This window comes from Leclercia sp., assembly GCF_036780805.1.
Lineage (GTDB): Bacteria > Pseudomonadota > Gammaproteobacteria > Enterobacterales > Enterobacteriaceae > Enterobacter.
The window spans coordinates 77,150-92,025 of the sequence record NZ_DAIQCE010000012.1 but is presented as its reverse complement, the minus strand read 5'-3'; the positions used below and the strand labels follow the sequence as shown (position 1 = coordinate 92,025).

The window sequence follows — 14,876 nt, the reverse complement described above, 5'->3', positions numbered from 1 at the left end:
GTCACATGGCATGCATCCGCATGACGCCCGTATGCTGGTGGTCATGTATGACTCATGCTCTCAGGAGTGGTTATGGCTCTGGTGGTAGAATTTACCTGCGACTTGCCCAATGGCGTTCATGCGCGTCCAGCAAGTCACGTTGAAACGCTGTGTAATTCATTTACGTCACAGATGGAGTGGCACAACCTGCGTAGCGGCCGAAAAGGGAGCGCCAAAAGTGCACTGGCGCTGATTGGCACCGATACGCTGGCAGGAGATGTTTGTCGCCTGATTATCACTGGCGCAGATGAACAGGAGGCGCATCAGCATCTTGAAAAGTGGCTAAAAGAGGAATTTCCTCACTGTGATGCTCCGCTCACGGCCGCCATCGCTACCGATCTCGCCCCGCTTCCTGAATCCCTGACGCGCCTCAACCCAACGCTATTTCGCGCGCTGGCGGTCTGCAGCGGCAGTGCTCAGGGAACATTGAGACGGCTGGACTCTCTCGATCTCGATGCGTTAACCGATTTACCTGCTGCGGGCACTCAGGAAGAGGAGCAGTCGGCGCTGGATAATGGCCTGACGCTGCTGGTCAAAAGTATTGAGCTGCGCGTGCTGGATAGCGACAGTACCGCCAGCGCCATTCTGGAGGCGCATCGCTCGCTGGCGACGGACCCCTCGCTGCGCCAGCATCTTCTGGCAGGCGTCAATAAAGGGTTAAGTTGCGCTCAGGCCGTGGTTGAAACCGCCCGCCATTTTTGCGCCGAATTTTCCTGTTCCAGCAGCAGCTATCTTCAGGAGCGCGTGCTTGATGTACGCGATGTATGTTATCAGCTGTTGCAGCACATATACGGCGAGCAGCGCTTTCCGGCACCAGGCCAACTGACGCAGCCAAGCATTTGCCTTGCAGACGATCTCACTCCCGGCCAGTTTCTTGAGCTCGATAAAACGCTGCTAAAAGGACTGCTGCTAAAAAGCGGCGGCACAACCTCGCATACCGTAATTCTTGCACGTTCCTTTAATATCCCGACGCTGGTGGGCGTTGAAAGCGAGAATCTGCTTCAGTGGTGCAATCAGCCGGTGTTTATCGACGGTAACGCCGGGGCGATAGTGGTCAACGCCAGCGAAGCGGTTGTACGTTACTACCAACAAGAAGAGCGCGTTCAGCAGGCGCTGCGCAAGCAGCAGAGTATCTGGCTGAATCAGCAAGCAAGAAGCGCTGACGGCCTGCGTATTGAAGTGGCTGCCAACATCGCTCATGCGATTGAAGCCCATACAGCCTTTGGCAACGGGGCCGAAGCCATCGGCTTGTTCCGCACCGAAATGCTGTATATGGACCGCGCCAGCGCACCGGGTGAAAACGAGCTGTACAATATTTTTTGCCAGGCGCTGGAGAGCGCAGGCGAGCGCAGCATTATCGTGCGCACCATGGATATCGGCGGCGATAAGCCGGTGGATTATCTGAATATCCCGGCGGAGAACAACCCGTTCCTGGGCTATCGTGCGGTACGTATTTACGAAGAGTACGCCGCACTCTTCACGACCCAACTGCGGGCGATCCTCCGCGCTTCAGCCCACGGCAGCCTGAAGATCATGATCCCGATGATCTCCTCGATGGAGGAGATCCTATGGGTCAAAGAAAAGCTCGCCGAAGCTAAACAGCAGCTGCGCGGCGAACAGATCCCCTTTGATGAAAAAATCCCGCTCGGCATCATGTTGGAAGTGCCGTCAGTGATGTTCATTATCGACCAGTGCTGCGAAGAGATTGATTTCTTTAGTATCGGCAGCAACGACCTGACGCAATATCTGCTGGCCGTGGACCGCGATAACGCTAAAGTCACTCGTCATTACAACAGTCTTAATCCGGCATTCTTACGCGCGCTGGATTTCGCAGTACAGGCAGTCCACCGTCAGGGAAAATGGATTGGTCTGTGCGGCGAACTGGGTGCGAAAGGCTCAGTATTGCCGCTGCTTGTCGGCCTGGGGCTGGATGAAATCAGTATGGGTTCACCGGCGATCCCGTCCACCAAATCCCGCCTCGCTCAGCTGGACAGCCGCGCCTGCCGACAGCTGCTTAACCAGGCGATGAAATGCCGCACCTCGTTGGAAGTTGAACATCTGCTGGCGCAGTTCCGCATGAATCAACAGGATACCCCGCTGGTGACCCCTGCGTGTATTTCGCTGAATACTGACTGGCGCAGTAAAGAAGAGGTACTGAAAGGCATGACTGACAACCTCCTGCTTGCCGGACGCTGCCGCTATCCCCGCAAGCTGGAAGCCGATCTCTGGGCGCGCGAAGCCGTATTTTCTACCGGCCTCGGCTTTAGTTTCGCTATCCCGCACAGCAAATCTGAACATATAGAACAGTCGACCATTAGCGTCGCCCGGCTAAGCGCCCCGGTGCCATGGGGCGATGAAGAAGCTCAATTCATCATTATGCTCACGCTCAATAAGCATGCTGCAGGCGATCAGCATATGCGCATCTTCTCACGCCTGGCGCGTCGGATTATGCATGAAGATTTCCGCAGCGCGCTGGTCAACGCCAGCTCCGAGGGGGCCATTGCCACCCTGCTGCAACATGAATTAGAACTGTAAAACGAGGAAGAGTGATGGAACTGTATCTGGATACCGCCAATGTGGCGGACGTTGAACGCCTTGCCCGCATCTTTCCCATTGCTGGCGTAACCACCAATCCAAGCATTATTGCCGCCAGCGGTGAATCCGTGTGGGAGGTCCTCCCGCGCCTGCAGAAGATCCTTGGCCCGCAAGGCACCCTGTTTGCACAGACCATGAGCCGTGACGCCGACGGGATGGTTGCCGAAGCCCGACGCCTGAGCGCCACTTTCCCGGGCATCGTGGTTAAAGTACCGGTTACCGCAGAAGGCCTGGTCGCCATCAAGACCCTTAAAAAAGAGGGCATCACCACCCTCGGCACCGCGGTTTACAGCGCAGCACAGGGTTTGCTGGCCGCGCTGGCCGGTGCGAAATACATCGCCCCGTACGTCAACCGCGTGGATGCCCAGGGCGGCGACGGGATCCGCACGGTGCAGGAGCTGCAAAGCCTGCTGGAAATGCACGCGCCAGAGAGCATGGTGCTGGCGGCCAGCTTCAAAACCCCGCGTCAGGCCCTGGACTGCCTGCTCGCCGGCTGTGAAGCGATCACCCTGCCCACCGATGTCGCGCAGCAAATGCTTAACACGCCTGCGGTAGCGTCGGCCATCGACAAGTTTGAGCAGGACTGGAAAAACGCGTTTGGTAGCCTCAACCTCTAAGGGAGACCTGTTATGGACCGTATTATTCAATCACCCGGTAAGTACATTCAGGGTGCCGATGTGTTGACCCGACTCGGCGATTATCTTAAGCCGCTGGCGGCACGCTGGCTGGTGGTGGGCGATAAATTTGTGCTGGGATTTGCTGAAGAGACGCTGCGTAAAAGCTTCGAACAGGCAGAGCTGTATGTCGAAATTGCGCCCTTCGGTGGCGAATGTTCGCAGAACGAGATCGACCGCCTGCACGAGCTGGCCAAAGGCGCCGATTGCCAGGCGATCCTCGGGATTGGCGGCGGTAAGACGCTGGATACCGCAAAAGCGCTGGCGCATTTTATGGACGTCCCGGTCGCTATCGCGCCAACCATTGCCTCTACCGATGCGCCCTGCAGCGCGCTTTCCGTTATCTACACCGACAGCGGCGAATTCGATCGCTATCTGATGCTGCCGCACAACCCGAACATGGTGATTGTGGATACGAAAGTGGTGGCTGGCGCACCTGCGCGCCTGCTGGCTGCCGGGATTGGCGACGCGCTGGCGACCTGGTTTGAAGCCCGGGCCTGCTCACGCAGCGGCGCGACTACCATGGCGGGCGGCAAATGTACCCAGGCCGCGCTGGCGCTGGCCGAGCTGTGCTACAACACGCTGGTGGAAGAAGGTGAAAAAGCGATGCTGGCAGCAGAGCAGCATGTGGTGACCCCGGCCCTTGAGCGGGTAATTGAAGCCAACACCTATCTCAGCGGCGTCGGTTTTGAAAGCGGTGGGCTGGCAGCGGCGCACGCCATTCACAACGGGCTGACCGCGATACCGGATGCCCATCATTACTACCACGGCGAGAAAGTGGCGTTTGGCACCCTGACCCAACTGGTGCTGGAAAATGCCCCGGCGGAAGAGATCGAAACCGTGGCGGCGTTATGTCACCGCGTCGGGCTGCCCATTACCCTTGCGCAGCTGGATATCACCACCAATATCCCTGCCAAAATGCGTCTGGTGGCAGCGGCGTCGTGCGCGAAAGATGAGACCATCCATAACATGCCGGGCGGTGCAACGCCGGATCAGGTGTATGCCGCACTGGTGGTTGCCGACCAGTACGGTCAGCGTTTTATGCAGGAGTGGGAGTAGCCTTCCTGCCCGGCGGCGCTGCGCTTGCGCGGGCCTACAAATCCGTAGGCCGGGTAAGGCGAAGCCGCTACCCGGCAAAAGGCAAAAAAATCCCCGCATCAGCGGGGATTTTCTGGTTTACAGCAGATCAAACCGGTCGAGGTTCATCACTTTCACCCATGCCGCGACAAAGTCCTTCACGAACTTCTCGTGGGCATCGCTGCTGGCATACACTTCCGCCAGGGCGCGCAGCACGGAGTTGGAACCAAACACCAGGTCGGCACGGCTCGCCAGGTATTTCACGTCCCCGCTCACGCGGTCGCGGCCTTCAAACAGCTCACTGGACTCGTCGGTGGCTTTCCACTGGGTGCCCATATCCAGCAGATTGACGAAAAAGTCCGTGCTGAGTACGCCTACGCGGTCGGTAAAGACACCGCTCTTACCGCCATCAAAGTTAGCGCCCAGCACGCGCAGCCCGCCCAGCAGCACCGTCATCTCTGGCGCGGTCAGCGTCAGCTGCTGCGCTTTATCAATCAGCAGCGACTCGGTAGTTGATACGTCAATCGCCGCCCGGTAGTTACGGAAACCATCGGCAACCGGCTGCAGCAGCGTAAACATCCCGATATCGGTCTGATCCTGGCGCGCGTCAACCCGGCCCGGCGTAAACGGCACGGTGATGTTTACGCCAGCAGCTTTGGCCGCCTGCTCAACGCCCACCACACCGGCCAGCACGATAATGTCCGCCAGCGACGCTTTATGCGCCGATTTATAAATGCCTTCCAGCACCGGCAGCACGCGCGCGGCCACGGCGTTAACATCCCAGCTACGCTGCGGCGCCAGCGCCAGACGTGCGCCGTTGGCTCCGCCACGCTTATCGCCACCGCGGAAGGTAGATGCCGAGGCCCATGCCACCGACACCAGCTCGCTGACCGACAGCCCCGAGGCTGCAATATCCGCTTTCAGGCTTTGAATATCTTCCGCGCTCGGGTGGAAGAACGGCTGCGGCAGCGGATCCTGCCAAATCAGCTCTTCTTTCGGCACTTCCGGCCCGATATAACGTGCAATTGGCCCCATATCACGGTGGGTCAGTTTGAACCATGCCCGGGCAAAGGCTTCGTTAAAGGCCTGCGGATCGTTAAGGAAACGACGGGAAATCTTGTCGAACTCCGGATCGAAACGCAGCGTCAGGTCGGTAACCAGCATGGTCGGTTTACGTTTTTTCGACGGGTCGAAAGGATCGGGCATGATTTCCGGCGCATTCGACGCTTCGAACTGGATAGCCCCTGCCGGACTGCGGGTTTGCACCCAGTCGTATTTATACAGGTTCTCAAAGAAGTAGTTGCTCCACTGGGTCGGCGTCTGGGACCAGATCACTTCCAGGCCGGAGGTAATAGCATCGGCACCAAAACCGCTGCCGTGGGTGCTGGCCCAGCCCAGGCCCTGAGCTTCAAGCGGGCCGCCTTCCGGATCGATACCCACGTGGGTCGCTTCCCCGGCACCGTGGGTTTTACCCAGCGTATGGCCCCCGGCGATCAGCGCGACGGTCTCTTCATCGTTCATCCCCATATTGCCGAAGGTAGCGCGGATCGCCGCCGCTGCGGACAGCGGTTCACCGCTGGCGTTTGGCCCTTCCGGGTTAACGTAGATCAGCCCCATCTCGGTAGCGCCAACGGCGCTTTTCGCCAGACTTTCCGGATGGCGATGCTCAAGCCAGGCTTTCTCGTCACCCCAGTTGACGTCCAGATCCGGTTCCCAGACGTCTTCACGCCCGGCACCAAAGCCAAAGGTACGGAAGCCGGAATTCTCCAGCGCCACGTTACCGGCAAGAATAAACAGGTCGGCCCAGGAAATTTTCTGGCCATACTTTTGCTTGATCGGCCACAGCAGACGACGCGCCTTATCGAGGCTGACGTTATCCGGCCAGGAGTTGAGTGGAGAGAAACGCTGTTGGCCACGGCCCGCGCCGCCGCGCCCGTCCACGGAGCGGTAGGTCCCCGCACCATGCCACGCCATACGGATGAACAGACCGGCGTAGCTGCCCCAGTCTGCAGGCCACCACGGCTGGGAATCGGTCAGCAGGGCTTTCAGATCGCCTTTCAGGGCGGAGTAATCGAGTTTGCTGAATTCTTTGCGGTAGTTGAAGTCTTTGCCTAGCGGATTGGAACGTTCGGAATGCTGATTAAGAAGATCGATACGAAGCTGCTTAGGCCACCAGTCCCGGCTGTTGGTGCCAGCACCTGCACTCTTGTCATAACCGCCCTGATGGAAAGGGCACTTACCTGAATTCTGGTTCTCGTCGGACGTACTCATCGCTCTGCTCCCTCTATGGTTTTATCGTTAGGATATACACCACCGGCAACAAGAGATAATTGAAACAATCCACAGATTTGATAGTTAATACCGTTGATATCTGCCTGAAATATAAAAGCCCCCGTATTATTGAGGGCTTTGCCTTTACAGACCCGGGCGAACGCCCAATGTATGGCAGATCGCGTAGCTCATTTCGGCGCGGTTGAGGGTATAGAAATGGAAATCTTTCACCCCTTCGCGGCTTAAAATCTTCACCATATCCATGGCGATATTGGCACCCACCAGCTTGCGGGTTTCGGCGTCATCGTCCAACCCTTCGTACATCTTCGCCATCCACAGCGGGATACGCACGTTGGTCATGTCGGCAAATTTCTTCGCCTGCTTGAAGTTAGAGACCGGCAGAATGCCCGGAATGATTTCGACGTCGATACCGGCGGAGACGCAGCGGTCGCGAAAGCGCAGATAGCTTTCGACATCAAAGAAGAATTGGGTGATGGCGCGGTTGGCACCGGCATCCACTTTGCGTTTCAGGTTGAGCAGATCCGCCTGGGCGCTTTTCGCTTCCGGGTGCACTTCCGGATAAGCCGCCACGGAGATATCGAAGTCGCCAACCTCTTTCAGCAGCGCCACCAGATCGGTCGCGTACATGTCGGGCTTACCGCTGCCCGGCGGCAGGTCGCCACGCAGAGCCACGATATGGCGGATGCCGTTGTTCCAGTAATCCTGGGCGATGGTGCGCAACTCGTCGCGGGTAGCGTCGATGCAGGTCAGATGCGGCGCGGCTTCCAGGCCGGTACGATCCTTAATGCCTTTGATGATGCTGTGCGTACGGTCGCGCTCGCCGGAGTTCGCACCGTAGGTCACCGAGACAAATTTCGGCTTCAGGCTGCTCAGGCGATCGATAGAGGCCCACAGGGTTTGCTCCATTTCACTGGTGCGCGGCGGGAAAAATTCAAAAGAGACGTTAATCTGGCCGTTTACTTCAGCCAGGCTCTGATTCAGGGCTTCCCGCTGGTTGGCGTGAAAAAAGCTCATACCTTACCTCATCAATCGCGTGTCATTGTTTATTGTGTTCGAACTTCTATACGTTTAGACGTCCAGATGTAAAAATGACGGAAAAGCGGACTGGCGTCAACTGAAAATATCATCATTAACGGTGAGGAATGCTCAGGGAAGGTGAAAAAAGTTCATGGCGGTTGGGGTGAGTGCACGCTAATGCCCTCACCCCGGCCCTCTCCCACAGGGAGAGGGAGAAAACATAAGGACTACAGCAGCTGCGCCAGACGGTTGATATCTGACTGGATCGCCCCGGCGGTGACGTCACGGCCCGCGCCCGGACCGCGGATCACCAGCGGGTTATCGCGGTACCAGCGGCTTTCGATGGCGAAGACGTTATCGCACGGCAGCAGCGCTGCCAGCGGATGCTCCGGACGAACGGCCTCAACCCCGACGCGCGCTTTGCCATTGGCATCAAAACGCGCCACATAGCGCAGAACCAGACCCATTTCGCGGGCCGCTTCCAGGCGCTGTAGCATCTGCTCGTTCAGGGCCTCACCGTTCTCGAAGAAGTGATCGACAGACCCCTCTTCGCAGCCTGTCGGCACCAGCGACTCCACGCGCACCTGATTCGGCTCGATGTCGTAGCCCGCTTCACGCGCCACAATTACCAGCTTACGCATCACGTCTTTACCGGAGAGGTCAACGCGCGGGTCGGGCTCGGTCAGCCCCTGCTGCCACGCCTGATCCACCAGGTCGGTGAAGGGCACGGTGCCATCAAACTGCAGGAACAGCCACGACAGGGTGCCGGAGAAGATACCGCTGATCGCAAGAATGCTGTCGCCGCTTTCGATCAGATCGCGCACGGTGTGGTTAACCGGCAAACCGGCACCGACAGTGGCGTTGTACAGCCAGTGACGGCCCGTCTTTTCAAAGGCGTCGTGGATCTGACGATAGTTGCGGGTATTGCTGGCGCCCGCCAGTTTGTTGGCGCTGATGACGTGGAAACCGTGACTGGCGAAATCGAGATACTGATCGGCCAGCTGCTCGCTGGCGGTCACATCCAGCACCACCAGGTCATCGTACGGATGAGCGCGCATCCACAGGAACAGCGACTCTTCATCCTGCTCAATGGCTTCGTCATTAAAGAAGGCCAGCGCGCGGCTGGCGTCCAGCCCTTCATAGCTGAGCAGGCTGCGGCGGCTGTCCACTACGCCCGCCAGCACGAATTCAAAGCCGGTTCGCGCCGAGAGCGTGGTCTGCTCACGGGCAAACAGCTCCAGCCAGCGGGAGCCGATGTTACCTTTCCCGAATAGCACCAGGCCGATACGTTTTTCGGCGCGGAACAGCGACTGGTGCAGGCCCTGGATAAGGCTTTCGGTTGGCCCGGTACGCATCACCGCGACCAGGCTGATGCCCTCTTCCGACTGCCAGGTAAACTCTACCGGCTGGCCTTTCAGCTGCTGCCAGAAGCGGTGGCAGTGCAGCGGGTTACGGGTGACGCCCGCCCCCACCATCGCAATCAGCGCCAACCCCTGGCGCAGACGAAGCTCGCCCGGCAGGCCCGCTTCATCGAGAATTTTCAGCGCGCTGTCGGCTACTTCTGCGGTGTAGCAGAACTGCAGCAGGTGGCGGTCAGTATGCACCCCCACCGCCAGCGGGCGGATCTGGGCGCGCTTCAGGATCAGATCAATCTCTTTATGCGTCTGTTTGAAATCATGTCCGGCCGGAACGAGGAATTCGATCAGACAGATATCGTCATGGCTGGTGACGATGCGTGCTCCCGTGCCGGAGGCCAGCACGCGTTCGATACGGGTCGAGCCCTGATCCGGCGTGTAGCTACAGCGCAGCTGCAGGTCGATATCGCTGCCGGAAACCGGCTGCAGGGTACGGGCGTGCAGCACCGGTGCCGCCAGACGGGCCAGCTCGCTGGCTTCGTCGAGACGCAGCAGCGGCAGCAGGCACGCATCTTTCACCTTGCGCGGGTCGGCGCTGTAGACACCGGCCACGTCGCTCCAAATGGTCACGCGTGATACGCCCGCAAGGGCACCGATCTGCGTGGCGGAGTAGTCGGAGCCGTTACGCCCCAGCAGCACGGTTTCACCCGCGTTGCTGCGGCTGATAAAGCCGGTGACGACAATACGTTTATTCGGATGCTGCACCAGCAGCTGCTGGAGCAGCGGATAAGAGAGGCCTTCATCCACCTGCGGCTGAGCGCCACGCTCGGCACGCAGGAAATCACGCGCGTCGAGCCAGGCCGCTTCCAGGCCCTGCTGTTGCAGGACGGCGGCCATCAGACGGGCAGACCACACTTCGCCGTGGCCCACCACTTCGGCGTACACGGCGTCGGTGACGCCGCTGTCGAGTAAACCGGCCAGCCGCTCCAGATCGTGAATAAACGTGCTAATCAGGCCGTCGGCCACCTCGGCAGGCAACAAACCAGCGATCAGTTCACTCTGGTAACGGCGTAACGCTTGTTGAACCTGATGCGCAGAGAGACGATCGGTCTGGCTTAACTTCAGCCAGCTAATCAACTGGTTGGTGGTGCTGCCCGCCGCGGAGACAACCATCATGTCCCCCGGCATCGAATACTCTGCCATGATCCCCGCGACCCGCAGGTAACATTTCACATCAGCAAGACTACTACCACCAAACTTGTGCAGCTGGCGACCCTTCGCCCCTGCCTGCGCTATCACACTCATGATTACCCCTTGGCTGCGACCCGGAAGCCATTTTCCAGATCGGCAATTAAATCTTCACAATCTTCAATACCGGTTGAGATACGCAACAGAGTCTCAGAAATCCCGGCGGCGGCACGCGCTTCTGGCGCCATGCCTGCGTGCGTCATTGTTGCGGCGTGGGAGATTAAGCTTTCGACTCCCCCTAACGATTCCGCCAGCGTAAACAGTGACAACCCGCTCAGGAAGCGACGCAGCGTCTGCTCATCGCCATCCAGTTCGAAACTTAACATCGCGCCAAAACCCTTTTGTTGACGCGCCGCAATCTCGTGTCCCTGATTCTCCGGCAGCGACGGGTGATAGAGCTTTTTCACCAGTGGCTGGGTCTTCAGGAAATCGACAATCGCCTGGGCGTTACGCTGCGCCACGTCCATACGCGGCGACAGGGTACGCAGCCCGCGCAGCAGCAGGTAGCTGTCAAATGCACTGCCGGTGACGCCGATGTTATTCGCCCACCATGCCAGTTCGGTGACAAGCGCCGGATCTTTGGCAATCACCACCCCGGCCACGACGTCCGAGTGACCGTTCAGATATTTGGTGCATGAATGCAATACCAGATCCGCTCCCAGCGCCAGCGGGTTCTGCAAGGCCGGACTGAGGAAGGTATTATCCACTACACTTATCGCTCCCGCATCCCTCGAAAGCTGACAAATTTTCGCAATATCCACCACGCGCAGCAGCGGGTTGCTTGGACTCTCGATTAAAACCAGCTTCGGTTTCTCTGCCAGCGCCTGTTTCAGCGCCTGCTCATCACCCTGATCGACAAACAGCACGCGGTAGCAACCGCGCTTCGCCAGGCTGTCGAACAGACGGTAGCTACCGCCGTAGCAGTCGTGCGGAGCCACCAGCAGATCGCCAGGTTTCAGGAACACCGTAGTCACCAGGTGGATAGCCGACATGCCGGTATTGGTCATCACCGCGCCTGCGCCGCCTTCCAGTTCCGCCAGCGCACGCTGGGTGACATCACGCGTCGGGTTGCCACGGCGCGAGTAGTCATGGGCGCGTGGTTCATTAAATCCGGTGAAGTTATAAGTACTGGAGAGATGAATCGGCGGGACAACGCAGCCGTACTGTTCGTCATCATTCAATCCGCTACGCACTGCGATGGTGGCCTGTTTACGCGTCATGGTGAAGGCTTCCTGGCTTAATGGATGAAAAGTCAGGCACCAGAGTAAACATTGATTATATGGACGTCAATACATCTGGACATCTAAACTTCTTTGCGTATAGATTGAGCAATACGCAAATAGCCGTTAAAATTACATGCTTTAGCGCATAACCCAGAGGCAATATCCGTGTCACGGTGGCGTCTCTACGGTAAACTACGCAAGATTATGGCGCGAAACCCTGCGAACCGCTGCGGTGTCGGCCTCATATTAATGACTGAGAGGATTAAAGGTATCTCATGGCTGAATGGAGCGGCGAATATATCAGCCCATACGCTGAGCACGGTAAGAAGAGTGAACAAGTAAAAAAAATTACGGTTTCCATTCCTCTGAAGGTGTTAAAGATCCTCACCGATGAACGCACGCGTCGTCAGGTGAATAACCTGCGTCACGCTACCAACAGCGAACTGCTGTGCGAAGCGTTCCTGCACGCGTTTACCGGTCAACCGTTGCCAAACGATGAAGACCTGCGCAAAGAGCGTAGTGACGAAATTCCGGAAGAGGCGAAGGTGATCATGCGTGAGCTGGGTATCGACCCGGATACGTGGGAATACTGATTTGCAGAGATAAAAAAAGCGCCTTGCGGCGCTTTTTTTTCGGGATGCATCTTACTTAGAAGAGCCCGGGATGCTGAAACGCTTGTTGAAGCGGTCAACACGGCCACCGGTTGCAACGTCACGCTGCTTACCAGTGTAGAACGGGTGGCACTGGCCGCACACGTCCAGGTTCAGATCGTGGCCCACGGTAGAGCGGATCTGGATAGAGTTACCGCAAGAGCAGTTTGCAGTAATGAAATCGTATTTAGGATGAATATCTTTTTTCATGGGGAGAACCTCAGTTAAGGCCGCGTCGCTCTTCCAGCCCTAACGCCAGACACCACGCGATGTTGAATGTAAGTTCTTTGATGCAAAGTGCACCAAAGGCGGCGAATCATACAGAATTTAACCAGGGTATGCAAACTGATCCGCACGCCGTCTTTCACTAATGTGTATACTAACGCGCCACTTTTCAAGTCAGGAAGATTCGATGCCCGTTGCTCACGTTGCCCTGCCCGTTCCGCTTCCCCGTACCTTTGATTACCTGCTGCCGGACAGTATGCAGGCCAAAGCGGGCTGTCGCGTGACGGTGCCCTTTGGCAAACAGCAGCGGGTAGGTATTGTGGTCTCAGTCAGCGAGCAAAGCGAGCTGCCCCTCAGTGAATTGAAAAGCATCGTGGACGTACTGGACGACGAGCCGGTGTTCTCGAATAGCGTCTGGCGCCTGCTGCTGTGGGCCGCAGACTACTATCACCATCCGATTGGCGACGTGCTGTTCCACGCCCTGCCCATTCTGCTGCGTCAGGGCAAAAGCGCCAGCCATGCGCCGATGTGGTACTGGTTTGCCACCGAGCAGGGCCAGGCGGTGGATATCAACAGCCTGAAACGCTCCCCGAAACAGCAGCAGGCGCTGGCGGCGTTACGCCAGGGCAGGATCTGGCGTCATCAGGTCGAGAGCCTCGATTTTAACGACGCGGCGCTGCAAAGCTTACGTAAAAAAGGGCTGAGCGAGCTGGCCTGCGAAGCCCCCGCGCTGATCGACTGGCGCGACGGCTTTAGCGTGGCGGGCGACCGCCTGCGTCTCAATACCGAACAGGCCACCGCCGTCGGGGCGATCCACAGCGCCTCCGATCGCTTCTCGGCCTGGCTGCTGGCGGGCGTCACCGGCTCCGGTAAGACCGAAGTCTATTTGAGCGTGCTGGAAAACGTGCTGGCCCAGGGCAAGCAGGCCCTGGTGATGGTGCCGGAAATCGGTCTGACCCCGCAGACCATCGCCCGTTTTCGTGAGCGGTTTAACGCTCCGGTCGAGGTGCTGCACTCCGGTTTAAACGACAGCGAACGCCTCAGCGCCTGGCTGAAAGCCAGAAATGGCGAAGCGGCGATCGTGATTGGCACTCGCTCGTCGCTGTTCACGCCGTTTAACAATCTGGGCGTGATCGTCATCGACGAAGAGCACGACAGCTCCTATAAACAGCAGGAAGGCTGGCGCTATCACGCCCGCGATCTGGCGGTGTACCGCGCCCACAGCGAGCAGATCCCGATCATCCTTGGCTCCGCCACCCCTGCGCTGGAGACGCTGCATAACGTGCGCCAGCGCAAATACCACATGCTGCGCCTGACGCGCCGGGCGGGGAATGCGCGCCCTGCCGTGCAGCATGTTCTCGATCTGAAAGGCCAGCAGGTGCAGGCGGGATTAGCTCCGGCGTTAATTACCCGCATGCGTCAGCATCTGCAGGCCAACAACCAGGTGATCCTGTTCCTTAACCGTCGCGGCTTTGCCCCGGCGCTGCTGTGCCATGACTGCGGCTGGATAGCCGAATGTCCGCGCTGCGATCACTACTACACCCTGCATCAGGCCCAGCATCACCTGCGCTGTCACCACTGCGACAGCCAGCGCCCGATCCCGCGTCAGTGTCCGTCCTGCGGCTCGACGCATATGGTGCCGGTCGGGCTGGGCACCGAGCAGCTGGAACAGGCGCTAACGCCTTTCTTCCCGGGCGTGGCCATCTCGCGGATCGATCGCGACACCACCAGCCGCAAAGGGGCGCTTGAGCAGCAGCTGGCAGAAGTGCATCGCGGCGGGGCGCGTATCCTGATTGGCACCCAGATGCTGGCAAAAGGGCATCACTTCCCGGACGTGACCCTGGTAGCGCTGCTGGACGTTGACGGGGCGCTGTTCTCGGCGGATTTCCGTTCCGCAGAGCGTTTTGCCCAGCTCTATACCCAGGTGGCAGGCCGCGCCGGGCGTGCCGGCAAGCAGGGCGAAGTGGTGCTGCAAACCCACCATCCCGAGCACCCGCTGCTGCAAACCCTGCTGCATAAAGGCTACGACGCCTTTGCCGAACAGGCCCTGGCCGAGCGCCAGACCCTGCAATTACCGCCCTGGACCAGCCATGTGATTATCCGCGCCGAGGATCACAACAACCAGCAGGCGCCGCTGTTCCTCCAGCAGCTGCGCAACCTGCTGCAGGCCAGCCCGCTGGTCGATAATCAGCTGTGGATTTTAGGCCCGGTTCCGGCGCTGGCTCCGAAACGCGGCGGGCGTTACCGCTGGCAAATCCTGCTGCAACACCCGTCGCGGATCCGCCTGCAGCATATCGTCAGCGGCACCCTGGCGTTAATTAACACGCTGCCGGAAGCGCGCAAAGTGAAGTGGGTGCTGGACGTCGATCCCATCGAAAGCTAAAAATGGTGGGAGGCGGATCGAAAAATTCAACATGCCTCACACTTTTTATGAAAATTCTGTAACCGCTTCCATTCGCAATCTGATAAAACTGATTCAGT

The 14,876-nt window shown here is 58.5% G+C and carries 10 protein-coding genes; 5 read left to right on the top strand and 5 right to left on the bottom strand.

Annotation, left to right across the window (positions count from 1 at the left end):
* The first annotated feature begins 72 nt into the window (after positions 1 to 72).
* Genes ptsP through gldA form a run of 3 tightly spaced genes read left to right on the top strand, consistent with a single transcriptional unit; the run spans position 73 to position 4,367 of the window.
* Positions 73 to 2,574, top strand: a complete 2,502-nt coding sequence (gene ptsP, locus V7Q49_RS20210) for a phosphoenolpyruvate--protein phosphotransferase (protein WP_333854720.1) — start codon at positions 73 to 75, stop codon at positions 2,572 to 2,574.
* 14 nt (positions 2,575 to 2,588) lie between these two features.
* On the top strand, positions 2,589 to 3,251 hold the full coding sequence (gene fsa / locus V7Q49_RS20205; RefSeq protein ID WP_333854719.1) for a fructose-6-phosphate aldolase: 663 nt from the start codon (positions 2,589 to 2,591) through the stop codon (positions 3,249 to 3,251).
* A gap of 12 nt (positions 3,252 to 3,263) precedes the next feature.
* Positions 3,264 to 4,367, top strand: coding sequence for a bifunctional L-1,2-propanediol dehydrogenase/glycerol dehydrogenase (gene gldA / locus V7Q49_RS20200; RefSeq protein WP_333854718.1), 1,104 nt, complete (start codon positions 3,264 to 3,266; stop codon positions 4,365 to 4,367).
* A gap of 117 nt (positions 4,368 to 4,484) precedes the next feature.
* Here gldA and katG read toward each other — a convergent pair whose 3' ends face one another.
* The 4 genes from katG to metB all read right to left on the bottom strand — a co-directional run bounded on the left by katG (position 4,485) and on the right by metB (position 11,517).
* Entirely contained in the window at positions 4,485 to 6,656 is a 2,172-nt protein-coding gene (gene katG, locus V7Q49_RS20195; protein WP_333854717.1) for a catalase/peroxidase HPI, read from the bottom strand.
* 144 nt (positions 6,657 to 6,800) lie between these two features.
* Complete coding sequence (gene metF / locus V7Q49_RS20190) at positions 6,801 to 7,691, bottom strand: methylenetetrahydrofolate reductase (protein ID WP_106995794.1); 891 nt, start codon at positions 7,689 to 7,691, stop codon at positions 6,801 to 6,803.
* Positions 7,692 to 7,921: 230 nt separating this feature from the next.
* On the bottom strand, positions 7,922 to 10,354 hold the full coding sequence (locus V7Q49_RS20185) for a bifunctional aspartate kinase/homoserine dehydrogenase II (RefSeq protein WP_333854716.1): 2,433 nt from the start codon (positions 10,352 to 10,354) through the stop codon (positions 7,922 to 7,924).
* Positions 10,355 to 10,356: 2 nt separating this feature from the next.
* Positions 10,357 to 11,517 (bottom strand): cystathionine gamma-synthase, encoded by a 1,161-nt coding sequence (gene metB, locus V7Q49_RS20180; protein WP_333854715.1) that lies wholly within the window; start codon positions 11,515 to 11,517, stop codon positions 10,357 to 10,359.
* Between the two features lie 278 nt (positions 11,518 to 11,795).
* On the opposite strand from metB, the gene metJ reads away from it, so the two are divergent.
* Positions 11,796 to 12,113: a met regulon transcriptional regulator MetJ gene (metJ, locus tag V7Q49_RS20175; protein ID WP_007369220.1), complete on the top strand. Its 318-nt coding sequence runs from the start codon at positions 11,796 to 11,798 to the stop codon at positions 12,111 to 12,113.
* 51 nt (positions 12,114 to 12,164) lie between these two features.
* Here metJ and rpmE read toward each other — a convergent pair whose 3' ends face one another.
* Positions 12,165 to 12,380 carry a 50S ribosomal protein L31 gene (gene rpmE / locus V7Q49_RS20170; protein ID WP_333854714.1) on the bottom strand — a complete coding sequence of 72 codons (216 nt, stop codon included), beginning with the start codon at positions 12,378 to 12,380 and terminating at the stop codon, positions 12,165 to 12,167.
* Between the two features lie 202 nt (positions 12,381 to 12,582).
* Between rpmE and priA the strand changes: the two genes are divergently transcribed.
* Positions 12,583 to 14,778 carry a primosomal protein N' gene (priA, locus tag V7Q49_RS20165; RefSeq protein WP_333854713.1) on the top strand — a complete coding sequence of 732 codons (2,196 nt, stop codon included), beginning with the start codon at positions 12,583 to 12,585 and terminating at the stop codon, positions 14,776 to 14,778.
* Positions 14,779 to 14,876 lie beyond the last annotated feature (98 nt).